Below are 23913 nucleotides of genomic sequence, written 5' to 3'. Positions count from 1 at the left end.
CCGTAGAGCTTGTCGATGCACTCGGCCTGGTAGCGCAGGCAGCCGATGGCGCCGGCCAGGTCACCCAGCGCGCTGGTGATCGGCTTGCCCATGTCCAGGGTGTCGAGCAGCGCCAGCTCGTGCTTGTGCGCCGCCATCAGGTCGGCCAGCTTGAGCAGCACGGCCTTGCGCCTGCCCGGGGCCAGGCGCGACCAGGCGCCGCCGTCGACGGCGGCCCGGGCGGCCGATACCGCGGCCTCGGCATCGGCGGCGGCGCAGCTCGCCACCTCGGCGAGCGCCTCGCCGGTGGCCGGGTTGATCGTGGTCAGGGTCGCGCCGTCGGCGGCATCGACGAAGGCATCGTCGATGAAGGCGCGGGTCTCGAGGCCTTGCTCGACGGTCAGCTCGGCGGCCAGCGCCTGCCAGTCGTCGTGGGTGGTCGGGTGGGATATCGTGTCAAACGCAGTGGTCATCGGGGGCTTCCTTGGATCAGGCCGGACGGTCGGCGCGGGTGAGCAGGGCGTCGCACAGCACCTGGGCCCCCAGGCTGCAGTGCTCCGGCGTGGCGTACTCGGCCTCGTTGTGGCTGATGCCGTCGCGGCAGGGGACGAAGATCATCGCGGTGGGTGCCACCCGCGAGACATAGACGGCGTCGTGGCCGGCGCCGCTCATCATGCGCCGATGGGGCACGCCCTGGGCCCGGGTCGCGCTCTCCACCGCCGCGATGCACTCGTCATCGAAGGCCACCACCGGCGAGGCCCAGAGCCGCTCCGATGACACGGCCACGCCGAAGTCCTCGCCGGCGGCGGCGAGCTCGCGCTCGAAGCGCACCTGGAGGGCGTCGAGCTCGGCCTCCGCCACGTGGCGCAGGTCGACGGTGAGGCGCACCTCGCCGGGGATCACGTTGCGCGAGGCCGCCGCGATCTCCAGGCAGCCGCAGGTGACGCGGGTGTCGCCGCTGGCATCGGCCTGGGCGTGGGCCTGCAGGCGATCGATCAGGCGCGCCGCCGCGGCCAGGGCGTCGTGACGCAGCCGCATCGGGGTGGGACCGGCATGGGCCGACTGGCCGGCGAAGGTGACGTCGAACCAGCGCATGCCCTGCACGCCGGTGACCACGCCGATGGCCTCCCGGACGTCCTCGAGGACCGGCCCCTGCTCGATATGCAGCTCCAGGTAGCCGTCGAGGTGCGGCTCGCCCACCGACAGGTCGCCGGCGAAGCCACAGGCCGCCAGGGCCTCGCCCAGGGTCACGCCGTCGGCGTCGCGGCGGGCCAGGGTCTCCTCGACCGCGAACGCGCCGGCATAGGTGCCCGAGGCGACCATCGCCGGGGCGAAGCGGCTGCCCTCCTCGTTGGTCCACACCACCAGCTCGAGGGGGCGCTCGGTGACGAGCCCCCGATCGTTGAGGGTGCGAAACACCTCGAGCCCGGCCAGCACGCCGAGGATGCCGTCGAAGCGGCCGCCCCTGGGCTGGGTGTCGAGATGGCTGCCGGTGGCCACCGGATCGAGATCCTCACGCCGCCCCTCTCGGCGGATGAAGAGATTGCCGACCCGGTCGACGCGCCAGGTGCAGCCGAGCGTCTCGCACCAGTCGAGCAGCAGGCGTCGGCCGGCGGCGTCCTCGGGGGTCAGGGCCAGACGACAGCTGCCGCCGTTGGCGGTGGGGCCGATCTCGGCCATGGCCATCAGGGTGTTCCACAACCGCTGGCCGTCGATGGGAGTCGTCATGGTGCGCCTCGTTGATCGTTGTTCGTGGGTCGTTGTTCGGGCAGGGCCGTCACCGCTGTAGATGCCGGGGCGCCGGGGACGGGGCGAAGAGGAGGTCTTTTGCCATGGGTGAGGAGGATTCCTCCGAACGGGCTGGTCAAGGATGGCCAGCACCGGACCTGCAAGCGGAGCGGGACGCGAGAGCGAAGCAGGGCAAAAGTAGCGCCCAGGGAAGGGTTCACAGCGCCTCCTCGCAACCCCGTCGACGTATCAGCCCCGGGCGTCCATCCCGACGGCGGCTCCGGTGATCGGGCAGATTCGTGCCGTGAGCTCACCTTACGAGGGCGGCGCGAGCCCCCGATATACCCCAATCAGGATATGTCGCGGCGCTGCCGGGCCTGGCTAGGCTGACCTCCACTCGACAGGAGGGAATGCCATGACCACAACGACAACCACCGCCCGCCCCACCGCCACGCCGCCCGCCCTCGATGCCCAGGCGCTGTGGCAGAAGGACAGGGATCACTTCATCCACCCCTTCACCGACTTCAGCGTCTTCCTCGAGCAGGGCTGCGACCTGATCACCGACAGCGACGGCATCTACGTCCAGGACGCCAAGGGCAACCGCTTCATCGACGGCATCGCCGGCCTGTGGTGCGTCAACGTCGGCCACGGCCGCGCCGAGATCGGCCAGGCCATGGCCGACCAGGCCACCCGCATGGCCTACTTCTCGACCTTCAATAACCTCTCCAACGCCCCCGCCGCGGAGCTCGCCGCCAAGCTCGCCGAACTGGCCCCCGCGCACCTCAACCATGTCTTCTACAGCTGCGGCGGGTCGGCGGCCAACGACGCCACCATTCGACTGGTGCACTACTACTTCAATCGACTGGGCAAGCCGAACAAGAAGCGCATCCTCTCGCGTAATAACGCCTATCACGGCACCACCTACCTGGCCGCCAGCCTGACCGGCATCGAGAGCAACAACTGGGCGTTCGACACCCTCGACCACCTGGTCACCCACCTCAGCGAGGCCAACTGCTATCGCCGGCCCGAGGGCATGAGCGAGGCCGAGTACTGCGATCATCTGGTGCAGGAGTTCGAGAACACCATCGCCGAGATCGGCGCCGACAATATCGCCGCCTTCATCGCCGAGCCGATCATGGGCGCCGGCGGCGTGCTGGTGGCCCCCGAGGGCTACCACAAGCGCATGCAGGCGGTATGCCGGGCCCACGATATCCTGCTCATCGCCGACGAGGTGGTCACCGCCTTCGGCCGCCTGGGACACGTCTTCGCCTCCGAGGCGGTGTTCGACACCCAGCCGGACATCATCAACTGCGCCAAGGGGCTGTCCTCGGGCTATGCGCCCCTGGGCGCCACCCTGATCTCCGACGCGATCTACGAGGTACTGGGCACGCCCCAGCGCAAGGGCGGCGTGCTGAGCACCGGCTTCACCTACTCCGGCCACCCCGTGAGCTGTGCGGCGGCACTCAAGAACATCGAGATCCTCGAGCGCGAGCGCATCTGCGAGAACGTCCGCGAGGTAGGGCCCTACCTCGAGCAGCGGCTCAAGACCCTGTCGCACCACGCCACCGTGGGGGATGTCAGGGGGAGCCACTTCATGATGTGCCTGGAGAACGTGGCCGACAAGGAGACCAGGGAACTGCTGCCGGTGGAGGCACGCGTCGGTGATCGGGTCGCCGCCGAGGCCCAGCAGCGCGGCCTGATCATCCGCCCGGTGGGGCACCTGAACATCGTCTCGCCGCCGCTGATCTGGACCCGCGAGACCGTCGACCGGGTGGTCGCCATCCTCGACGAGGCCTTCACCGCCACCACGGCATCGCTACGCAAGGACGGTTACCTGTAATCGGTTAACGGTAACCCGCCGGCAACCGCCGCATGTATCACTCGGCATTTCCGGGCGGGTCGAGCCACGGCGCAATGATCAACCACAACAATTCAACAACAAAGGTTAGTGACCATGTCACACTCTCCTTCAGGCTCGAAGGCCCACCCCATAGGCTTCGGCAGCGCCACCAAGGGTGGCCTGATAGTTCTCGTTGTCGTGCTGATGGCAAGCCTCAGCAACTTCGCACTCGTCGACGGCGACGACTATGGCCTTTACAGCCTGCTTCCAACCGCAGTGGTACTGGGCATGGCCATCCTCACCCGACGCACCATCGAATCGCTGCTGGCCGGCACCCTGGTCGGCCTGCTGATGATCGACCCGACCTCGGTCATCACCCAGGGCTCGGACATCCTGCTGGGGGTGCTCGGCAACGATACCGTCACCTGGATCATTCTGGTCTGCGGCCTGTTCGGTAGCCTGATCGCCCTGCTGGTCAAGACCGGCGGGGTGCTCAGCTTCGGCGACACCATGGCCAAACGCATCCACACCAAGCAGCAGAGCCTGCTGACCACCTGGCTGCTGGGCCTGATCATCTTCGTCGACGACTACCTGAACGCCCTGACCATCAGCGCCTCGATGAAGAAGATCACCGATCGCTTCAACATCTCCCGGGAGAAGCTCGCCTACATCGTCGACTCCACGGCGGCACCGATCTGCATCCTGGTGCCCTTTTCCACCTGGGCGGTGTTCTTCGGCGGCCTGCTGGAGGAGAACGACGTCACCGGCAACGGCATGGGCCTCTACATCGAGGCCATCCCCTACATGTTCTATGCCTGGGTGGCCGCCGCCATCGTGCCGCTGGTGGCGTTGGGCTGGATGCCCGACATCGGCCCGATGCGCACCGCCGAGGCGCGGGCCGCGGGCGGCCAGAGCATGCCCGCGGGGGTCGAGGACGGCGCCCTGGAGGTGGACGAGGAGCAGCCGCGCCCGCACCTGCTGAACTTCCTGCTGCCCATCGCCACCCTGATCTTCTTCACCTGGTACTTCGAGATCGACATCCTGCGCGGCGTGATCGTCGCCCTGGCGGTAACCCTGGTGCTGATCGGCGCCCAGCGGCTGCTGAGCTTCCACGACACCTTCGACACGGCCCTGGACGGCTTCAAGGCCATGATCATGCCCCTCGGCACCCTGGTGGCCGGCTTCACCCTGAAGGAGGTCAACGACCTGCTGGGGCTGACCGACTTCGTCATCGCCACGGTGCAGCCGCTGATGACCGCGGGGATGCTGCCGGCGGTGGTCTTCGTGACCATGGCCTTCCTGGCCTTCGCCACCGCCTCGTTCTGGGGGCTGTTCGCCGTGGCCATGCCCATCGTGCTGCCACTCGCGGCCAGCATCGACGCCAACATGCCGCTGGTGATAGGAGCGCTGATCTCCGCCAGCGCCTTCGGCAGCCACGCCTGCTTCTACGGCGACTCCACGGTACTGTCGGCCCAGGGCAGTGGCTGCACCCCCATGGCCCATGCCCTGACCCAGCTGCCCTACGTGCTGATTGCCGCGGCCATCGCCACTGTTGTATTCCTGACCGTCGGCCACCTGTGAGAACTGCCATGACGACCCACCATCACCCTGGCGCCCCGACGGGCGCCTCCCCCGGGACCCCGGCCGCCCAGGGCTTCGCCATGCCGGCCGAGTTCGCCCCCCACGACGCCTGCTGGATGCTCTGGCCGCAGCGCCCCGACACCTGGCGCTACGGCGCCAAGCCCGCCCAGCAGGCCTTCGTCGAAGTGGCGACGGCCATCGCCGAGAGCGAGACGGTGTTCGTCGGCGTCAACGACGACCAGTACGAGAACGCCCGCGTCCAGCTGCCCGAGCCGGTGCGGGTGGTGGAGCTCTCCAGCAACGACGCCTGGATGCGCGACGTGGGGCCCACCTTCCTGACGCACCCGGACGGCCGCCTGGCCATGGTGGACTGGGAGTTCAATGCCTGGGGGGGCCTCGACGGCGGCCTCTACTTTCCCTGGGACAAGGACCGGCGGATCCGCGCCAAGATCGCCGAGATGCTCGGCGTGACGCGCTTCACGGTGCCGGTCATGCTCGAGGGTGGCGCCATCCACGTGGACGGCGAGGGCACGCTGATCACCACCGAGGAGTGCCTGCTCAACCCCAACCGCAACCCCGACCTGACCCAGGCCGACATGGAGCGGGTCCTGCGCGACACCCTGGGGGTCACGACCGTCGTCTGGCTGCCGCGGGGCTGCTACCGGGACGAGACCGACGGCCACGTCGACAACCTCTGTTGCTTCGTGGCCCCCGGCGAGGTGGCCCTGAGCTGGTGCGACGACCCGCACGATCCCCAGTACGCCATCTCCCGGGAGGCGCTGGCGGTGCTGGAGGCGGCGGTGGACGCCCGGGGCCGGAGGCTCAAGGTGCACAAGCTGCTCCAGCCGGGGCCGCTACATATCGCCGAGGACGAGGCCAACGGCATCGATCGCCTGCGCCATTCGCACCCGCGCCGGCCGGGAGACCGCATGGCCGCCTCCTACGTCAACTTCTACATCGGCAACGCCGTGGTGGTGATGCCGCTGCTCGACCCGGCCCGCGACGAGGCGGCCAGGCAGACCCTGCAGGCCCTCTTCCCGACGCGGCGCGTGATCGGCGTGCCGGCCCGGGAGATCCTGCTCGGGGGCGGCAACATCCACTGCATCACCCAGCAGCAGCCGCGCCCCTGAACCGAGCACCGCGCGCCTCGCTTGCGACGAGGCGTGTGGGCTCTTCCGGCTGCTCATGGCGTGTTGGTCGTGCGATGAGCCCGACACTCGACGGCGACGGTGTCATCCAGCGCGAGGGGGGCGACCGCTAGCGACGAGGACGACATCAACGTCGAACGCTGAGCGCGTTCAGCGGCAGACCCGATAGCCGCGCATGCCGAGATGGAAGTGATCGGCATGGGCGGCGTTGTAGTCCGGGCCCAGCACGGTGCCGAAGAGATCACAGGCTCCCTGCCGGGCCCGTTTCAGAAATTCACCCTCGACATCGTCGTCGCCCCAGTCGCCGGCCAGCGCGATGCGCCGGCCGCTGGCGAGCCGATAGGCGGCCAGGTCCAGCGCCTCCGCCGTGGCATGCTGGCTGCGGCGGGCGTCCTCGCGGCCGTAGACGTTGCGGCAGGCGAAGCTGCCGTAGTGTTCCACCGATGCGACGGGCTCGTCGAACAGCGCGCGGGCGGCGGGCTGCAGGCGATGGCGCTCGTAGCGTAGCCACGCCACCGTCCATGGGCAGGTGGCCACGAAGCTCGAGCTGAACGTCACGCCCGCGCGCTCGAGCCGCACCACGTTCTCTAGCGGGCAGCCCGCCACCGGCTCGTGATCGGCCAGCGGCGTATAGGCCAGCGCCGGTTCGGCGCTGCGCTCCAGCACCTCCCGGCACGCCTCGGGATCGTCCTTGAGACGGCCGAGCTTCCAGCGGGTCACCGGCGTCGGCGGGTCCGACACCGACAGCGGTCCCCAGGGGTTCCAGCCGACGGGAAGCGTCAACGCTCCCTTGTCGAAGGCGATGCCGACGCCAACGCCGACCATTCCCAGCAGCAGGATCAGGGTCCGTCCGCGCATCCCGCTCACTCCCGTCGTGATCCCGCCATGGCCGGGGCTCGCGCTCAGAGTATCAGGCTGAGGATCAGCGCCGAGCCCCCCACCACCAGGGCGGTGCAGACGGCCAGGATGACCACGCGATCCAGCCAACGATCGAAGACCGCCCAGTCGATGCGGCGCGACCGGCGATGCGGAGTGGCTCCCCGCCGGCGTGACGGGGAGCCCGAGGTCCTGGGCGACATGAGCAAGCTTCCTTGTGCATCCTGTTCTCTGAGCTTAAGGGGAGCCAAGAAGCGAAGCCAGCGGCGGCCGCCATTGTGACGCGCGGCGACCGCCCCCATATAACGTTGAGCAAGCTAACGACTGGAGCCCCTATGCCCCGCCTCAACGAGATTCCGCTCTCCGTGCTCGACCTGGCCCCGATCCGCGAGGGCGGCGCCATCGCCGACACCTTCCGCGAGAGCGTGGACCTGGCCCGATGCGCCGAGCGGCTCGGCTTCACCCGCTACTGGCTCGCCGAGCACCACGGCATCGAGGGCATCGCCAGCGCGGCCACCGCGGTGCTGATCGGCCATGTCGCCGGCGCCACCGAGAGTATCCGGGTGGGCAGCGGCGGCATCATGCTGCCCAACCACCCGCCGCTGGTCATTGCCGAACAGTTCGGCACCCTGGAGACCCTCTATCCCGGACGCATCGATCTGGGCCTCGGCCGCGCCCCGGGCTCCGACGGCCCCACCATGGCCGCGCTGCGTCGCGATCCCCACGCGGGGATCGACGACTTCCCCCAGCGGCTGGCCGAGCTCGAGGGCTTCCTCGACGAGGCGTGGCCGGGCCAGCGCGTGCGCGCCGTGCCCGGCCAGGGCACTCGCGTGCCGCGCTGGCTGCTCGGCTCCAGCGACTTCAGCGCCCGGCTGGCGGCCCTCGAGGGGCTGCCCTTCGCCTTCGCCGCCCAGTTCGCCCCGGCCCGGCTGCAGGAGGCGCTCCGGCTCTATCGCGACAACTTCCGGCCCTCGGCGGTGCTGGAGGCGCCCCACGCCATGGTCGGCCTGCCGGTGATCGCCGCCGACAATGACCTGCAGGCCGAGTACCTCGCCTCCACGGCGCGCCGCAAGTTTCTGGGGCTGATTCGCGGCGCGCCCACCCGGGCCCTGCCGCCGGTGGAGACGCTGGACTGGTCGCCCCGGGAGCAGGCCCAGGTGGAGCAGTTCCTGGGCGCCGCGGTGATCGGCGGCCCCGAGACGGTGCGCGAGGGCCTGGAGCGCGTCCTGGCAGAGACCGACGCCGACGAGCTGATGCTCCACACCGACGTCTATGCCGCCGAGGACCGCCTGCGCAGCTACGAGCTGGTCGCCGAGGCATGGCGCGCATGAGCCACAGCGACTACCCGACCGCGCCACGCGCCTCGGCGCACGGCGGGGGCAGCGGGAACGATTGCCCCGCCCCGGCCTCCAAGGGGCAACCATTCCCCACGTGCCGGCGCCGCCGACACCTCTCCTGATACCGCGGAGCCCTGCATGCCCGATTCCCGTGATCCCCGCCACAATGCCGCCTGGCGCGCCGCCCAGCAGTGGCAGGAACGCGCCCGTCAGACACGTCCGGGCGGCCCCCTGGGCGGCCTCAAGCTGCTGTTCCTCTGGCTGCTGTTCGGCACCATGATGATCGTCGCCATGGTGCTGGGACTGTTCTTCCTACTCATCGGCTGGGCGATGATGCCCTTCCTGCGCCATCGCATGAAGAAGCGCATGGAGCAGATGCGCGCCGACCAGGCGGAGGACGTGGGCGGTGGCGTCCACTATCGCGAAACCTACTATCGCGAGAGCCGCCGAAGCGGCAGCCATGCCCACGAGCAGCAGGTACTCGAGGGCGACTACGAGGTCAGGGACGACGGGCGCGCGGACCGCTCCCGCGACTAGGATCGATCGCGGCAGGCGGCACCGCCTAGCCGGCGCAGCCTGTCTTGGAGGCGTTGCGGTAAGCCGCCATGGCATCACTCATGTCGCGCTCGAGGGCCTCGATGCGGGAGCCGTGGGCCGGGTGCGTGGAGAGGAACTCCGGCGGCTGGCCACCGCCCGCCCTTGCCATGTTACGCCACAGGGCGACGCTCTGGCGCGGGTCGAAACCGGCCGTGGCCATGATGGCGAGCCCCATCCGGTCGGCTTCCTCCTCATGGGCACGACTGAACGGCAGGGCGATGCCGAGGCGCGCCCCGAGGCCCAGCGCCTGGCGGAGTCCCTCCCCGGCCAGTTCTCCCTCGCCGACGAGCCCCACCACCAGCAGCACCGCCTTGATGCCGAGCTGCTGGGTGAAGCGCTCGTTGCCGTGGTCGGCCAGCACGTGAGCTACCTCGTGGCCGATCACCGCGGCCAGCTGGTCGGGGGTCTCGGCGACCCGTAGAAGGCCGGTGTGCACGCCGATGCGCCCGCCCGGCAGGGCGAAGGCGTTCGGGCTGGGGTCGTCGAACACCACCACCTCCCACGCCTCGGGCATCTCCACCTCGGGGTAGCGGGTCTCGGCGGCGGCGACCAGCTCCCGCGCCACGCACTGCACGAGCCGGTTGGCGGCGGGATCACGCTCGATGGGCCGCGTTTGGCGCATCTCGGCGAAGGCGTCGCCGCCCATCTCGGCCATCAGCCCCTCGGGCACCAGCGCCAGCTGTGATCGCCCGGTCGGCGTCTCGCCACAGCCGGCCAGCGCCAGCAGCACCGCCAGGACGGAGAGACCGCGGCTCATCCTCGTGCGCCCCATCGGCCCTACCCCGCCATCACCGCGTCCAGGGCAGCCCGATAGCCCTGGCTGCCGAGCCCCGCGATCACCCCGTCGGCGCGCAGCGAAACGTAGGAGTGATGGCGGAAGGCCTCGCGCTTGTGGACGTTGGAGAGATGCACCTCGATCACCCGGCCGTCGAAGGCGTTCAAGGCGTCGAGGATCGCCACCGAGGTGTGGGTGTAGGCGGCCGGGTTGATGATGATCGCCGCGGTGCCGTCCAGGCGCGCGGCCTGGATGAGATCGATCAGCTCGCCCTCGTGGTTGCTCTGCCGGCAGGCGATCTCCCAACCGCCCAGGGCCGCCTGCTCATAGAGGGCGTTGTCGATGTCCTCCAGGGTCTCGTGGCCGTACACCTCGGGCTGCCGGGTGCCGAGCAGGTTGAGGTTGGGGCCGTGCAGGACCAGTACCTTGTGCATGTCGTCGCCTTCCTTGAGGGTGATGTCGGTTTGAGGACGGCAGCCATCAGGACGCCGGCTCGAGCAGGCGCTGCCAGAGTGCGATGACGGTGTCGCGATGTTCCCGGAAATCGGCGTTGCGCCCCCGTGCCGGCTCCCCGGTCAGCGCCGCGCGATGGGCGGCGGTGCGACAGGCCAGGTAGGCCTCGCGCAGGCGCCGGCACTCCTCGGCGGGCAGCCGCCCGGTTGCCTCGAGGGTCTCGAGGATGCGCATGTTGTCGCTGTAGGCCAGCAGGTCGGGAGTCTCATGGCCCATGGAGAGCACCGCGAACTGGCAGAGGAACTCGATATCCACCATGCCGCCGGCATCGTGCTTGAGATCGAAGTCATCGCCCTGGCCCTTGCTCCCCAGGTGGTCGCGCATCTTGTGGCGCATCTTCACCACCTCCTCGCGCAGCGCCTCGAGGTCGCGCTCGCGGCCGAGGATCTCGCGACGCAGCGCATCGAAGCGCTCGGCCAGCTGGGGGTCGCCGGCCACCACCCGGGCCCGCACCAGCGCCTGGTGCTCCCAGGTCCAGGCCTGCTCGCGCTGGTAGTCGGCGAAGGCGTCGAGCGTCGAGACCAGAAGCCCCGAGTTGCCCGAGGGCCGCAGGCGCATGTCCACCTCGTAGAGGCTGCCCGCCGGGGTCACGGCGGTGAGCAGATGGATGATGCGCTGGCCGAGCCGGGTGAAGAAGACCGCGTTGTCGATGGGCCGCGCGCCGTCGGTGCTGCCCTGGGTGGCACCGTCGTGGAGGAACACCAGGTCCAGGTCGGAGCCGTAACCCAGCTCGATGCCGCCGAGCTTGCCGTAGCCGACGACCAGGAACTCCGGCGCGCTGCCGCAGCGCCGCTCTTCGCGACTTTCCCCGCGACGCTCCGGGAAACCGTGCTTGCGGGTCAGGTGCTGCCAGGCCATGGCCAGCACCGCCTCCAGCACCACCTCGGCGATGTAGGTGAGGTAGTCGCTGACCTTCATCAGGTGGCGGGTGCCGGCGATGTCGGAAGCCGCCACGTGAAGCACCTGGGCGTGCTTGAAGACCCGGAGCGCCTCGAGCTGAGCCTCCTCGTCGTCCTCGGGGATGCGCCCCAGGGCCTGGCGCAGTTCGTCGGCCAGGCGCGCCTTGTCGGCGGGGGTGTAGAGGGTCTCCGGGGTCAGCAGCTCGTCGAGCAGGATGGGGTGGCGCGCGAGCTGGGTGGCGATCCAGGGGCTGGCGCTGCACAGTTTCATCAGATGTCCCAGGGCCTCCGGGTTCTCGCGCAGCAGCGCCAGATAGGCGGTGCGGCGTAGCACCGCCTCGATCAGCGGCAGCACCCGCTCCAGGGCGATGTCGGGGGTATCGCTGGCGGCCACGGCGTCGAGCAGCAGCGGCATCAGGGCGTCGAGCCGCTCGAAGCCGATGCGCTGCATGGCCTTCACCGGGCGGGCGTGGCGCAGCGTGCGCAGCCGGCGCATGGCGACCTCGGGCTCGGCCAGCCCGGCCTCCTCAAGCAGCGACTGCGCCTCGTCGTCCTCCAGCTCGCTGCGCCACAGCGCGCGCCACTCTTCCAGGCTGGCGACGTCCGTGGCCTCGGGCTCGTCGGCCTCCTCGACCTCCTCCTCGGGCTCGGCGATGACGGCATCGAAGTGGCGCCGCACCCGCTCGCGCACCTCGTCGAGCCGCGCCATCAGCGCCGGCCAGTCCTCCATGTCCAGCGCCAGGGCCACCCGCTCGCGATCGATATCGTCGTCGGGCAGGGTCTGGGTCTGGCGATCCTCCAGGGCTTGGAGCGCGTGCTCCAGGTCACGCAGGAAGACGTAGTCGGGGGTCAGCTCGTCGACCACCTCGCGGGGCAGCAGGCCGAGCTCGGGCAGGCGCTCCAGGGCGGTCTTGAGCGAGGTGACCTGCAGCTCGGTGTCGCGACCGCCGCGGATCAGCTGGAAGGCCTGGACCACGAACTCCACCTCGCGGATGCCGCCGGGGCCGAGCTTGATGTTGCCCTGCATGCCGCGGCGGCGCACCTCGCGGTTGATCATCGCCTTGAGCTCGCGCAGCGACTCGATGGCGCCGAAGTCGAGGTACTTGCGGTAGACGAAGGGACGCAGACTCGCCAGGAGCTCGGCGCCGGCCTCCAGGTCGCCGGCCACCGGGCGCGCCTTGAGCATGGCGTAGCGCTCCCATTCGCGGCCCTGATCCTGGTAGTAGCCGGAAAGCGAGGCGAAGCCGCCCACCAGCGGGCCGCCGTCGCCCAGCGGGCGCAGGCGCATGTCGACGCGGAAGGCGAAGCCGTCGGCGGTCACGGCGTCCAGGGCGGTGATCAGCCGCTGGCCAAGCTTGGTGAAGTACTCCTGGTGCTCAAGGGACTTGCGCCCGCCCTCGGTCTCCCCCTTCTCGGGGAAGGCGAAGATCAGGTCGATGTCGGAGGAGAGGTTGAGCTCGCCGGCGCCGAGCTTGCCCATGCCCAGCACCACCAGGCGCTGCTCGCTGCCGTCGCGACGCGGGGCGGGACGCCCCCAGCGCGGCGCGACGTGCGCCTCCAGCCAGGCGAGCGCGCCCTCCAGGCAGGTCTCGGCGAGCCGCGACACGGTGGCCGCGGTGCCCCACATGTCGATGCCCGGCGGGCGGGTCAGGTCGCGCCAGACGATGCCCAGCATGCGCGCGCGGCGAAAGCGGCGGATGGCGGCATGCAGGGCCGCCTCGTCCTCGGCGGCCTCGAGCCGCTCGTCGAGCCACTGGCGCAGCGCCTCCCCCGAGGGAGGCTCGTCGAGCTCGCCGCTGGCGTCCAGATGCAGCAGCCACTCGGGATCGCGCACCAGGGTCTCGGCGCCGAAGGAGGAGATGGCGAGCACCCGGGCGAGCTGCCGGCGTCGCGCCTCCGACAGCGACAGCCAGTCCTCCAGCGGGGAGTCGTTGCCGGTCATCTCGGCCAGGTTCTCGGCCTGCTCGAGCGAGCTCGCCAGTCGGTCGCGGGTGTGCGCCAGGGGAGCCTTCAGCGGCTCGGGAATGTCATCCAGCGGCAGGAAGTCGTCGGGCAGGGCCATGGGCGTCTCGCATCCGGTTCTCGAATGCCTCCAGCATAGCGAAGCCGGCCCCGCCCCATAACCCGGCCGGGCGCCTCAGGCGAGGAATTTCTGCCAGGCCAGCAGGCCCCAGGTCAGCCCGGCGAGGCCGAGCGCCAGCATCACCGCCGCCGAGCCGATGTCCTTGGCCCGGCCGGCGAGCTCATGACGCTCGGGGCCGATGCGATCCACCGCGCACTCCACGGCGCTGTTGAGCAGTTCGACGATCAGCACCAGCAGGCAGCTGCCCGCCAGCAGGATCCACTCCACCGGGCCCTCGCCGATCCACACCGCCAGCGGCATCAGCAGCAGGCAGGCCACCACCTCCTGACGAAACGCCGCCTCGTGGCGGAAGGCCGCGCGGAGCCCCTTGAGCGAGTAGCGGGTCGAGTGAATCAGGTGGCGCCAGCCGGTGTATCCAGGTTTCATATCGGTCGCTCCGGTGGGCTCAGTGGGCATCGATCATCGTCTCCAGGTCGGCGGCCAGCGGGTCGAGCACCTGGCGCCAGTTGAGCCACGGCGTGGTGGCGGTGCCGTTGACCAGGGCGCTGAACACCCCCCACTGCCCGGAGCGGGTGCGGAAGTAGCCGCCCACGGCGCGCACCGCCACCGGCTGGTTGAGGGTGCCGGTCTTGAGCATGACGTGGTGCTGGAAGGTGGGCGAGCCGCGCCGAAGGAAGCGCATCACGCCGTTGCCCGGCGACTGCAGAGCAGCGACGAAGCTGGGGAACAGCGCCGGGCGATGGTACATGCGCTCCAGCAGGGCATTCACCCCGGCCGCCGAGGTGCGGTTCTCGGGGGTCAGGCCGCTGCCGCTGCGCAGCGTGATGGGGCCGTGGCCAGGGGTCTCGGCCGCGAAGGCCGCGAGCGCCGTCCCGCCCTGCTCCAGGCTGGCCCGCGGCGTCTCGACCAGGTTCAGGGCCAGCACATCGGCCATGAAGTTGTTGGAGTAGTTGAGGGTCCTCAGCAGCAGCTCCTGCAGCGGCTTTCCCTCCACGGCGGCCAACCGGCGGGCCTCGGCCGGCGGTTCGCTGGCCACTACCGAGACGCCGTCGCCGAGCGTGATGCCGGCCTGCTCGAGCATCGACCGCAGGGTGTGGGCGGTTTGGCGCGCCGGGTCGGAGCTCGCCCGGTAGACCAGGCGCGGCCGGGCATTGGTGGAGATCTGCCCGCGCAGCACCATGACGTCGCCGCTGTCGCGCAGTACCCGCTCGGCATTGAGCTCGGTACCGCTGTCGTCCGGCCGGGTCTCGACGCGATTGTCGATCTCGACGATCGGCGAACGGCTGTCGCAGCTGTTGATGCGCGCCGGCTGGCCGGCCGCGGCGGCGGGCGCCACGGCAACGCACCAGCTGCCGAAGTTGACCCCCGCCGAGGAGAGCAGCGCACTGTAGGCGTTGGCCACCCGGGAGTGCGCCTGGCAGCGATCGGTGGTCAGGCACTCGACCGGCCCGTAGCGCCACTGACTGATCACCAGCCGGCCCTCGACGCGCCGCACGCCGGCCTGATGGAGGCGCTGCACCAGGCGCCAAAGGTCCTCGCTGGTCAGGGCGGGATCGCCGCCGCCGTCGAAGATCAGGTCACCGGCCAGCACGCCATCGGCGTCGGGCTCGGCAGTGCTTACTAGCCGGCTGGTGAAGCGGTGCTGGGGGCCCCAGCGCTCCAGCGCCGCCGCCGCCACGTAGACCTTGGAGACCGAGGCCGGCGAGAGCTGGCGCTCGGGCTCGATGGCCCCCAGGCGCTCGCCGCTGCCGAGCAGCCGCGCTTCGGCGCCGACCAGGAAGCCCTGGTCGGTGAGCTCGGCGAGGCGCGAGAAACCGCTCGCCTCGGCGAGCAGGGGCAAAAGCGCCAGCAGCGCGCAGTAAAGCGGTCGACGGAACATGGGGCCTCCAGGCATCACGAGGGGCCCAAGCTTAATGGGACGCGACCGAAGAGAACACCTGAATCACCACCACGCCGCCAACGATCATCGCCAGGCCCAGCAGCGCCGGCAGGTCCGGCTTCTCGCCGTAGACCAGGATGCCCACCAGGGTCACCAGCACGATGCCGAGCCCCGCCCAGAAGGCGTAGGCGATGCCCACCGGCAGGGATTTCAGCACCAGGGCGAGCAGGTAGAAGGCGAGCCCGTAGCCAACCAGCACCAGCACGCTGGGCCACAGGCGCGTGAAGCCCGCCGAGGACTTCAGCGCGCTGGTGGCGACCACCTCGGCGATGATGGCCAGCGCCAGATAGAGATAGGTCATGCAGCCTCCTGTCGCGCCAGCCGGCGGCGCATCACGCGATCGAACGCCGTGTTGAAGACCAGGGCGTAGGCCAGGAAGAACAGCATGAAACCGAGGTCCAGCCAGAAGGCCTCGACCAGGCCGATCTCGAGCCACCAGGCCACCACCGGCAGGGTAGCGATGAGCAGGCCCAGCTCGAACCCCAGCGCCTGGGCGATGCGCTGAGCCAGGCTGCGCCGCCGGGTCGGCACCCAGATGTCGAACAGCCGGTTCCAGACCAGGTTCCAGAGCATCGCGGCGCTGGCGAGCCCCACCGCCATGACGCCGATGGCCCCGGTGTCGTGGCCGCTGAGCACGCTGCTCAGCGGAATCACGATGGCCAGGCCGAGCACCTCGAACAGCACCATGTGGGTCACGCGCTCTTTCCAGGAACGCATCATGCACCTCCTCACCCGTGAACGGCCGAGGCGCGAGGCCTCGACGATGGCCCGCATTCTAGCCATGATGACGATGGATACGAGTTGGAAACCATCGGAAAAACAGATAGGTCACGACCATGCGCTGGAGCCTCGATCAGTTGGAGATCCTCATCGCCTGCGCCGAGCGGGGCTCCTTCTCCTCGGCCGCGCGCCACCTGGGTCGCGCCCAGTCGGCGGTCAGCACCGCCATCGCCCACCTCGAGGCCGACCTCGACTGTCCGCTGTTCGACCGCAGCGCCCGGCTGCCCCGCCTGACCCGCGCCGGCGAGGCCCTGCTCCACGAGGCCCGGGCGGTGATCCGCCAGTGCCAGCGGCTGGACGCCCGCGCCCGAGCCATCGCCCAGGGCGAGGAGGCCCGGCTGGTGCTGGCCATCGACGAGGCCCTGGTGGAGATGCCGCCGGTGGACGAGACCCTGGAGGCGCTGGCGCGTCACTACCCCGCCCTGCAGCTGACTCTGCTCTACGGCGCCCAGGGCGACATCGCCGGCTGGGTGGAGGATCGCACCGCCGATCTCGGCATCCTGCTGCGCCAGCAGGGCCAGGGCCCGGTGCTGGAGGGCATCCGCATCGCGCATCTGCAGCAGGCGCTGGTGGTGGCCCGCCACCACCCGCTGGCCGCGCTCCCCTCGCCGACCGTCGGCGACCTCGCCGCCCATCGCCAGCTGCTGATCGCCTCCCGCGGCGAGGGCGACAGCCAGGCGCCGATAGCGGCGCAGTTCTGGCGGCTCAACAGCTTCTACTCCATGGCCGAGCTCGCCACCCGGGGGCTCGGCTGGGCGCTGGTGCCGCGCCATATCGCTCTCTACCCGCCCTTTCGCGAGGATCTGGTGGAGCTCAAGGGCGAAGGGCTCGGCATGGCGCCAGTCATCGAGGTGGAGACGGTCTCGCGGCGCGACGCCGACCGGGGCCCCATCGCCCGCTGGCTGCGCCACACCCTCGGCGAGCGCTTCCGCGATCGCCGGGGCCGCTGACGCCATCAGCCGGCGGGCACGAGCTCCGGGGCGTGAGGCAGCTCGACCACCAGCCGCCACAGCGCCTGGCCGCTGGCGTGGTACTTCTGCTCGAAGGGCGTCAGGCACTCGGACGCCGGCGCGAAAGGCTCGGCCGCGGCCGCCACGCCGGTGGCCTGGGTCACCGCCAGGGCGAACTCCTCGACGTAGGTGCGCCAGTTGGAGCGCAGCTCCAGCCGACCGCCCAGTGCCAGGAGCGCCGGCAGCACCGGGTGCCCCTGCCAGCGCATCTTGAGGTGCGCGGCCTTGGGGTAGGGGTTGGGGTAGAGCAGGAAGTGGCACTGCGGGCGCCAGCCGGCCTCCAGGGCCAGGCGCCAGAAATCCACCAGGTCGGCGCGCACCAGCAGGGCGTTGTCCGGCAGCCGTCCATGATCCCGGGAGAGACGATCGGCGCTGCGATCCACGCCGATCACCGAGCAGCCGGGAAGGCGCTCGGCCAGCCGCCGGGTCGAGAGCCCCACCCCGCAGCCCGCATCGAGGATCAGGGGCGCCTCGCCGCGACGCCCGAGCCACGCCTGCGCCTCGGCGAAGGCCTCGCGGGTATGCGCGGCGAACGGCTTGCGCAGGGGATGCGCCAGGGCACGGGCCACGCGGCGGGGCAGGTCCTCATGGGGGCCGGTCTGGCGGCTGACGATGGATCGCGAACGGGCAGTCATGGCAGCGGGCTCGGGAGCGAGAAAAGGGCGGCGTATTCTACCAGCCGCGTGTGATAGATCCATGCGCGACCGCCCTGCACTCAGGGGCTCCAGCATGACGCCACCGCGGGCCGGGTGCTATCATCGATGGCCTAACATTGCAGCCACGACATCAACCGCACAACGAGGAACCCGGCTTGCCACACTTACCGGTGATCGTCGGCATGGGCGGCGTGAATCCCGCCGGCCGAACCTCGGGCCACCAGGCATTTCGCCGTACCGTGCTCGATGCCCTGCCCGACGACGTTCAGGCCCGCACCCTGCTCGGCCTCGCGGCCATGATGCGCCTGGCCGACAGCCAGGCCGATGGCGCCTGGCATGACGCCCAGGGCCATGCCCTGGATGCCGCCGGGATCGTCGAGCAGACCCGCCAGCAGGTGCTCGACCATACCCTGATCCGGCGCATCGAGGATGCTCGCTTCAACGAGGAGGGCCTCCCGGCCAACCGCAAGGCGAGCCTCGCCCTCGACGCGCCGTTGACCTTCCGCATCCGCCGCCGCCAGCTGCCCGACGACCTGCCGGCCACCTGGCAGGTGCGCGAACTCGACCGCCAGAACCTGGAAGTCACCGTGCCCGCCGGCAGCATGGACGTGATGCTGCCCGAGACCCGCCCGGCCCAGGTGCGCACCGCCGGCCAACTGCCGACCGGTTTCGAACCCAGCCGCCTCTATCGCAGCGTGCACCACCCCCGCGGCCTGGCGATGACGATCTTCGCCGCCAGCGACTGCCTGGGCGACAGCGGCCTGGAGTGGGACAGCCTGCGCGACCGCCTGGACCCCGACAAGGTCGCCGTCTACGCCGGCAACTCCATCGGCCAGCTCGACGACGAGGGCTGGGGCGGACTGCTCAAGAGTTTCAGCTCTGGCAAGCGTGCCACCTCCAAGCAGATGCCGCTGGGCTACGGCCAGATGCCCGCCGACTTCCTCAACGCCTATGTGCTCGGCAGCGTGGGCGGCACCGGGGCGGCGCTGGGCGCCTGCGCCAGCTTCCTCTACAACCTGCGCCTGGGCGTGGACGACATCCGGGCCGGGCGCCGGCAGGTAGTGATGGTCGGCACCGCCGACGCCCCGATCACCCCAGAGATCATCGAGGGCTTTCGCAGCATGGGCGCACTGGCCGACGATGACGGCCTCAGGGCCCTGGACGCCCTCGAGCTGCTGACCGATACGGACTATCAGCGCGCCTGCCGCCCCTTCGCCCGTAACTGCGGCTTCACCATGGGCGAGTCCAGCCAGTTCGTGATGCTGATGGACGACGCCCTGGCACTCGAGACTGGCGCCGACATCCTCGGCAGCGTGCCGGCGGTGTTCGTCAATGCCGATGGCTGGAAGCGCTCGATCTCGGCACCGGGCATCGGCAATTACATCTCGCTGGCCAAATCGGCCGCGCTGGTGCGCGACATGCTCGGCGAGACCGCCCTGCGCGAGCGCACCTTCCTGCATGCCCACGGCACCAGCACTCCCAAGAACCGCACCACCGAGTCCCACGTCTTCGATCGGGTGGCCCGCGCCCACGGCATCACCGACTGGCCGGTGGTGGCGGTGAAGGCCTTCGTCGGCCACTCACAGGGCAGCGCCGCCGGCGACCAGCTGACCAGCGCCCTGGGCAGCTTCGCCCACGGCCTGCTGCCCGGCATCTTCACCCTCGACGCCGTGGCCGACGACGTGCACGCTGAGCACCTGCGGCTGTTCCGCGACCCGCTGCCCTTCACCGCGGACGCCGCCTTCATCAATGCCAAGGGCTTCGGCGGCAACAACGCCACCGGCGTAGTGCTCTCCCCCGCGGTCACCGAACGGCTGCTGACCAAGCGCCACGGTGAGGCCGCAATGAGCGACTGGCGGGCACGCCGCGAGGCCACCCGCGAGGTCGCCGCGACCTATCATCAGAGCGCCGACCGCGGCCACTTCCAGGCCCGCTACCGCTTCGGCGAGGGCGTACTGGAGGGCCCGGAGCTCGAGGTCGGCCGTGACCGGATCCACATCCCCGGCTATGCCCAGCCGGTCTCGCTGGCCGTCGACAACCCCTTTGGACGCCTGGAGGACGAGGGCGACTCATGACTACCGCCGTCTACCCGGGGACCTTCGACCCCATCACCAACGGCCACTTCGACCTGATCGAGCGCGCCTCGCGACTGTTCGATAAGGTGGTGGTGGCCATCGCCACCAGCCCCGGCAAGGGGCCGGCGCTGGACCTCGATACCCGCATCGGTCTGGCCCGAGAGGTCGTCGCCGGGCTCGGCAACGTCGAGGTGGTCGGCTTCTCGGGACTGATGACGGAGTTCATGAAGCAGCAGCAGGCCCGCGTGCTGCTGCGTGGCCTGCGCGCGGTCTCCGACTTCGAGTACGAGCTGCAGCTGGCCAACATGAACCGTGCCCAGATGCCGGAGCTCGAGACGGTGTTCCTGACACCAGAGGTCGAGAACTCCTACATCTCCTCCACGCTGGTCCGCGAGATCGCCCGCCTCGGCGGCGATGTCTCGAAGCACGTTCATCCCAGGGTCGCCGAGACGCTGAACAGCCATTACAATACCTGACTCTGGCACTCGGGATTATCCCCGAGCTCGCTTGCCGGCCAGCGACTTCCATGAGGTACCCCATGGCCCTGATGATCACCGACGAGTGCATCAACTGCGACGTCTGCGAACCCGAATGCCCCAACGGCGCCATCTCGCCGGGGGAAGAGATCTACATCATCGACCCGAACCTGTGCACCGAATGCGTCGGGCACTACGACGAGCCGCAGTGTCAGCAGGTCTGCCCGGTGGACTGCATCCCCCTCGACCCGGAGCGCGCGGAGAGCCGCGACGAGCTGATGGAGAAGTACCACCGCATCACCGCCGCCTGAGGCGCCGGCGGGGCACCTCGCATCGGTGAGCCCCGCCAGTCCACCATGCCCTACCGCTCGTCGGCGCGCCGGCTCACCTCACAGCCGAGACAGCGACGAAAGGTCGCCTCGGCCGGGGTCTTGATCAGGGTCTCGGCGGCCGTATCGACGTTGCCGCCCAGAGCCGAGAACGGCAGCGACACCAGGAAGATCGCCGTACCGCCAAGCGTGGCGGCCGCCAGCAGCGGACGGGCGACGACCGCATCGAGGATCATCGCCCCGCCGCTCGGCTGGATCCTATCATCGTTGCCGATGGCCATGGCCGGCTGCCCCGCCACCGACATGGCCAGCACCAGGGCAAGCCCCATCCCCACACCGCTCATTCGCTTCATCGTGTCGCTCCCTCTCGCACGGGTTCCACTCGAGGCGCGCTCGACGCCCTCGTCACCTCGTTCAAGGGTAGCTGGATTTCTGGGCGATCAAGCGGTTGCACCTTCTCGCGACTCCGCCCATCCTGCCGCCTTCGCGTCTCGACCGGAGCCATCGTGACCTCTGCTTCTAATGCCGCCACCACGCCCGCTCCTCAGCGCATCTGGGCGCTGGCCTGGCCGATCATCCTCTCCAACATCACCGTGCCGCTGCTCGGGCTGGTCGATACCGCGGTGGTCGGCCACCTGCCCGACTCGCGCTATCTGGCCGGGGTGACCCTCGGCGCCACGCTGTTCAGCTTCCTCTACTGGGGCTTCGGTTTCCTGCGTATGGGCACCACCGGCCTCACCTCCCAGGCGGTGGGACGCGAGGCGGATGGCGAGGTGCGCAACCTGCTCGGCCAGTCGCTGCTGCTCGCCCTGGTGATCGGCCTGGGGCTGATAGTGGCCGGTGGCCCCTTGGTGACGCTGGGGCTGTGGCTGCTCGACGGCAGCGCGGCGGCCACCGAACTCGCCGCGGAGTATGCCCGCATCCGCCTGCTCTCGGCGCCGGCGGTGCTGGCCAACTACGCCATCCTCGGCTGGTTCCTCGGCCAGCAGAACTCGCGGGTCACGCTGGCGATCCTGGTGCTGACCAACGGCGTCAACATCGCGCTGGATCTGCTGTTCGTGGTGGGGCTGGGCATGACCAGCGACGGCGTGGCCTGGGCCACGGTGATCGCCGACTACACGGCGCTGGCCTTCGGCCTGTGGCTGGTCTCGCGCCAGCTCAAGTGGCTCTCGGGGCGCTTCCTGCGCCACCAGATCCTGCGCCTGGCCGCCTACGGCGAGCTCTTTCGGGTCAATGCCAACCTCTTCGTGCGCACCCTCGGCCTGCTGTTCGCCATGGCCTTCTTCACCTCCCGCGGCGCCGCCCAGGGTGACACCGTGCTGGCCGCCAATGCCGTGTTGCTGCAGTTCATCATGCTGACCAGCTACGCCCTGGACGGCTTCGCCCATGCCGCCGAGGCGCTGGCCGGGCGCGCCGTGGGGCGCCGGCGCTTCGACGAGTTCGGCGAGGTGGTCAAGAGCGCCGCACGCTTCTCGCTGCTCACGGCCGGCGCGGCCGCGCTGGCCTTCGCCCTGGGCGGCGAAGGGCTGATCGCGCTGCTCACCGGCCTGCCGGAGGTGCGGGAGACGGCCGGCGCCTATCTGCCCTGGATGGTCGCCATGCCGCTGGTGGCGGTGTGGAGCTACCTGCTGGACGGCGTCTTCATCGGGGCGACCGCGATCCGCGAGATGCGTAACAGCATCTTCGCCGGCCTCGCCGTCTACCTACCGCTCTGGTGGCTCACCCAGGGGCTGGGCAACCACGGGCTATGGCTCTCTTTCCTGGCCTTCGCCACGGTGCGCTCGGGGGTGCTCGCGGCCTACTACCGGCACCATCGCCGCACCCGCTGGCGCCCTGACGTGACGGCCGCCCGCGTTGATGACGCGATTCGCCCCGGGTAGCACAAGCCTCTGAGATTGCGCTACTTTCTGTCGGGTACGCCATACAAGACAACAGAACAAGGGAACCCTCATGCTCAAGGCTCTATCACGACCGGCCGTCAAGCTGGTCGAAAGGTACTTGCCCGACCCCTACATCTTCGTGCTGCTGCTGACGATCATCGCCGCTGCCGCGGCCATCGCCGTGGAGCGCCAGACGCCGCTGGCGGTGCTGCGCTTCTGGGGCGACGGCTTCTGGAACCTGCTGACCTTCTCGATGCAGATGCTGCTGGTGCTGGTCACCGGCTTCATGCTGGCCAGCTCCCCCCCCGTCAGCCGCCTGCTGCAGAAACTGGCCGGCCTGGCCAACAACGCCGGCGCCGCCATCCTGCTGGTGACCCTGGTCTCGCTGGCCGCCAGCTGGATCAACTGGGGCTTCGGTCTGGTGGTCGGCGCGCTGTTCGCCAAGGAACTGGCTCGCCAGATCAGGGTGGACTATCGGCTGCTGGTGGCCAGTGCCTACTCCGGCTTCGTCGTCTGGCACGGCGGGCTCGCCGGCTCCGTGCCGCTGGTGGTCGCCACCGAAGGGCACTTCGCCGTCGAGCAGATCGGCGTGATCGGCACCGGCGAGACCATCTTCTCGCTGTTCAACATCGCCATCGTGCTCTGCCTGTTCGTGGCGGTGCCGCTGGTCAACCGGCTGATGCTCCCGGACGAGAAGGACAGCGTCTACATCGACCCCGCGCTGCTGGGTGAGACCGAGACGAAGCGGCCGCGCATCACGCGTCCGGCGGAGCGCCTCGAGAACAGCACTACGCTCGCCTGGCTGGTCGGCATCCCCGGCCTGCTGTTCCTGTTCGATCACTTCGTGCTGCAAGGTGGCGGCCTCAACCTGAATGTGGTGAACTTCCTGTTCCTGTTCCTGGCCATCGTGCTCCACCGCACGCCCCAGAGCCTGCTAAACAGCCTGCACGAGGCGATCAAGGGCGGCGCCGGGATCGTGATCCAGTTCCCCTTCTACGCCGGGATCATGGCGATCATGGTGCAGTCCGGGCTCGCCGAGACCCTGTCCGGTGCGCTGATCTCCTTCGCCACCGAGACCACCCTGCCCTTCTGGTCCTTCATCAGTGCCGGTATCGTCAACATCTTCGTGCCCTCCGGCGGTGGCCAGTGGGCCGTGCAGGCCCCGGTGATGCTGCCGGCCGCCCAGGCCCTGGGTGTGGACATTCCCCGGGTGGCCATGGCCGTGGCCTGGGGCGACGCCTGGACCAACCTGCTGCAGCCCTTCTGGGCTCTGCCGGTGCTGGGGATCGCCGGCCTCAAGGCCAAGGACATCATGGGCTTCTGCCTCATCCAGCTGTTCATCACCGGTATCATCATCGCCGTGGGCCTGACCTGGTTCTGAACCGAGCCGCACGCGCCACGACGACGCCTCG

Annotated in this window: 24 protein-coding genes; 11 read left to right on the top strand and 13 right to left on the bottom strand. The window is 69.9% G+C overall.

What is annotated here, in order from left to right:
- On the bottom strand, positions 1 to 452 hold a 452-nt coding region (locus FEI13_RS15290; RefSeq protein ID WP_138182382.1), incomplete at its 3' end, for an aldehyde dehydrogenase family protein.
- Between the two features lie 16 nt (positions 453 to 468).
- Positions 469 to 1707, bottom strand: a complete 1239-nt coding sequence (locus FEI13_RS15285; protein WP_138182381.1) for a M20 family metallo-hydrolase — start codon at positions 1705 to 1707, stop codon at positions 469 to 471.
- Positions 1708 to 2122: 415 nt separating this feature from the next.
- Here FEI13_RS15285 and FEI13_RS15280 point away from each other — a divergent pair, with 415 nt between their 5' ends.
- The 3 genes from FEI13_RS15280 (at position 2123) to aguA (ending at position 6258) form a co-directional block, all read left to right on the top strand.
- On the top strand, positions 2123 to 3547 hold the full coding sequence (locus FEI13_RS15280) for an aminotransferase (protein WP_138182380.1): 1425 nt from the start codon (positions 2123 to 2125) through the stop codon (positions 3545 to 3547).
- Between the two features lie 114 nt (positions 3548 to 3661).
- Positions 3662 to 5128, top strand: a complete 1467-nt coding sequence (locus FEI13_RS15275) for a Na+/H+ antiporter NhaC family protein (protein WP_166462142.1) — start codon at positions 3662 to 3664, stop codon at positions 5126 to 5128.
- Between the two features lie 8 nt (positions 5129 to 5136).
- On the top strand, positions 5137 to 6258 hold the full coding sequence (gene aguA / locus FEI13_RS15270; RefSeq protein ID WP_138182379.1) for an agmatine deiminase: 1122 nt from the start codon (positions 5137 to 5139) through the stop codon (positions 6256 to 6258).
- 168 nt (positions 6259 to 6426) lie between these two features.
- Here aguA and FEI13_RS15265 read toward each other — a convergent pair whose 3' ends face one another.
- Positions 6427 to 7134: an extensin-like domain-containing protein gene (locus FEI13_RS15265; RefSeq protein WP_138182378.1), complete on the bottom strand. Its 708-nt coding sequence runs from the start codon at positions 7132 to 7134 to the stop codon at positions 6427 to 6429.
- A gap of 44 nt (positions 7135 to 7178) precedes the next feature.
- Positions 7179 to 7355 (bottom strand): hypothetical protein, encoded by a 177-nt coding sequence (locus FEI13_RS19180; RefSeq protein WP_166462141.1) that lies wholly within the window; start codon positions 7353 to 7355, stop codon positions 7179 to 7181.
- 132 nt (positions 7356 to 7487) lie between these two features.
- Here FEI13_RS19180 and FEI13_RS15260 point away from each other — a divergent pair, with 132 nt between their 5' ends.
- Together FEI13_RS15260 and FEI13_RS15255 are read left to right on the top strand one after the other, a co-directional pair.
- Positions 7488 to 8483 carry an LLM class flavin-dependent oxidoreductase gene (locus tag FEI13_RS15260; protein ID WP_138182377.1) on the top strand — a complete coding sequence of 332 codons (996 nt, stop codon included), beginning with the start codon at positions 7488 to 7490 and terminating at the stop codon, positions 8481 to 8483.
- A gap of 144 nt (positions 8484 to 8627) precedes the next feature.
- Positions 8628 to 9026, top strand: coding sequence for a hypothetical protein (locus FEI13_RS15255; RefSeq protein WP_138182376.1), 399 nt, complete (start codon positions 8628 to 8630; stop codon positions 9024 to 9026).
- Between the two features lie 25 nt (positions 9027 to 9051).
- Here FEI13_RS15255 and FEI13_RS15250 read toward each other — a convergent pair whose 3' ends face one another.
- The 7 genes from FEI13_RS15250 to FEI13_RS15220 form a co-directional block, all read right to left on the bottom strand.
- The gene (locus FEI13_RS15250; protein WP_138182375.1) at positions 9052 to 9843 is read right to left on the bottom strand and encodes a M48 family metallopeptidase; all 792 of its coding nucleotides are present in this window, start codon (positions 9841 to 9843) and stop codon (positions 9052 to 9054) included.
- A 20-nt stretch (positions 9844 to 9863) separates the two neighbouring features.
- Complete coding sequence (gene aroQ, locus FEI13_RS15245; protein ID WP_138182374.1) at positions 9864 to 10295, bottom strand: type II 3-dehydroquinate dehydratase; 432 nt, start codon at positions 10293 to 10295, stop codon at positions 9864 to 9866.
- A gap of 46 nt (positions 10296 to 10341) precedes the next feature.
- Positions 10342 to 13335: a bifunctional [glutamate--ammonia ligase]-adenylyl-L-tyrosine phosphorylase/[glutamate--ammonia-ligase] adenylyltransferase gene (glnE, locus tag FEI13_RS15240; protein WP_138182373.1), complete on the bottom strand. Its 2994-nt coding sequence runs from the start codon at positions 13333 to 13335 to the stop codon at positions 10342 to 10344.
- Positions 13336 to 13410: 75 nt separating this feature from the next.
- Positions 13411 to 13782 (bottom strand): diacylglycerol kinase, encoded by a 372-nt coding sequence (locus FEI13_RS15235; protein WP_138182372.1) that lies wholly within the window; start codon positions 13780 to 13782, stop codon positions 13411 to 13413.
- Between the two features lie 19 nt (positions 13783 to 13801).
- Positions 13802 to 15235, bottom strand: a complete 1434-nt coding sequence (gene dacB / locus FEI13_RS15230) for a D-alanyl-D-alanine carboxypeptidase/D-alanyl-D-alanine endopeptidase (protein WP_138182371.1) — start codon at positions 15233 to 15235, stop codon at positions 13802 to 13804.
- Between the two features lie 31 nt (positions 15236 to 15266).
- On the bottom strand, positions 15267 to 15596 hold the full coding sequence (locus FEI13_RS15225) for a DMT family transporter (RefSeq protein ID WP_138182370.1): 330 nt from the start codon (positions 15594 to 15596) through the stop codon (positions 15267 to 15269).
- The gene (locus FEI13_RS15220; RefSeq protein ID WP_240036543.1) at positions 15593 to 16015 is read right to left on the bottom strand and encodes a PACE efflux transporter; all 423 of its coding nucleotides are present in this window, start codon (positions 16013 to 16015) and stop codon (positions 15593 to 15595) included. Before FEI13_RS15220 ends, FEI13_RS15225 begins: the two co-directional genes overlap by 4 nt.
- Before the next feature lie 116 nt (positions 16016 to 16131).
- Here FEI13_RS15220 and FEI13_RS15215 point away from each other — a divergent pair, with 116 nt between their 5' ends.
- Positions 16132 to 17025: a LysR family transcriptional regulator gene (locus FEI13_RS15215; protein WP_138182369.1), complete on the top strand. Its 894-nt coding sequence runs from the start codon at positions 16132 to 16134 to the stop codon at positions 17023 to 17025.
- 5 nt (positions 17026 to 17030) lie between these two features.
- Here FEI13_RS15215 and trmB read toward each other — a convergent pair whose 3' ends face one another.
- Positions 17031 to 17720, bottom strand: coding sequence for a tRNA (guanine(46)-N(7))-methyltransferase TrmB (gene trmB / locus FEI13_RS15210; protein ID WP_138182368.1), 690 nt, complete (start codon positions 17718 to 17720; stop codon positions 17031 to 17033).
- A 203-nt stretch (positions 17721 to 17923) separates the two neighbouring features.
- Here trmB and FEI13_RS15205 point away from each other — a divergent pair, with 203 nt between their 5' ends.
- The 3 genes from FEI13_RS15205 to FEI13_RS15195 all read left to right on the top strand — a co-directional run bounded on the left by FEI13_RS15205 (position 17924) and on the right by FEI13_RS15195 (position 20603).
- A complete protein-coding gene (locus tag FEI13_RS15205) occupies positions 17924 to 19816 on the top strand; it encodes a beta-ketoacyl synthase (protein ID WP_138182386.1) in 1893 nt (630 codons plus the stop codon).
- Positions 19813 to 20292, top strand: coding sequence for a pantetheine-phosphate adenylyltransferase (gene coaD, locus FEI13_RS15200; RefSeq protein WP_138182367.1), 480 nt, complete (start codon positions 19813 to 19815; stop codon positions 20290 to 20292). Before FEI13_RS15205 ends, coaD begins: the two co-directional genes overlap by 4 nt.
- Positions 20293 to 20354: 62 nt before the next feature.
- Positions 20355 to 20603 (top strand): YfhL family 4Fe-4S dicluster ferredoxin, encoded by a 249-nt coding sequence (locus FEI13_RS15195; RefSeq protein ID WP_138182366.1) that lies wholly within the window; start codon positions 20355 to 20357, stop codon positions 20601 to 20603.
- A 50-nt stretch (positions 20604 to 20653) separates the two neighbouring features.
- Here the strand turns inward: FEI13_RS15195 and FEI13_RS15190 are convergent, their stop codons facing one another.
- On the bottom strand, positions 20654 to 20974 hold the full coding sequence (locus FEI13_RS15190; protein ID WP_240036542.1) for a hypothetical protein: 321 nt from the start codon (positions 20972 to 20974) through the stop codon (positions 20654 to 20656).
- Between the two features lie 153 nt (positions 20975 to 21127).
- Between FEI13_RS15190 and FEI13_RS15185 the strand changes: the two genes are divergently transcribed.
- Both FEI13_RS15185 and FEI13_RS15180 read left to right on the top strand, forming a co-directional pair.
- On the top strand, positions 21128 to 22501 hold the full coding sequence (locus tag FEI13_RS15185; RefSeq protein ID WP_138182365.1) for an MATE family efflux transporter: 1374 nt from the start codon (positions 21128 to 21130) through the stop codon (positions 22499 to 22501).
- 70 nt (positions 22502 to 22571) lie between these two features.
- On the top strand, positions 22572 to 23882 hold the full coding sequence (locus FEI13_RS15180; RefSeq protein WP_138182364.1) for a short-chain fatty acid transporter: 1311 nt from the start codon (positions 22572 to 22574) through the stop codon (positions 23880 to 23882).
- The last annotated feature ends 31 nt before the right edge of the window (positions 23883 to 23913 follow it).

The organism is Halomonas urmiana, assembly GCF_005780185.1.
In the GTDB taxonomy this organism is placed as follows: domain Bacteria; phylum Pseudomonadota; class Gammaproteobacteria; order Pseudomonadales; family Halomonadaceae; genus Halomonas; species Halomonas urmiana.
The sequence above is the reverse complement of the archived record's forward strand: the minus strand, read 5'-3'. Positions and strand labels throughout refer to the sequence as shown.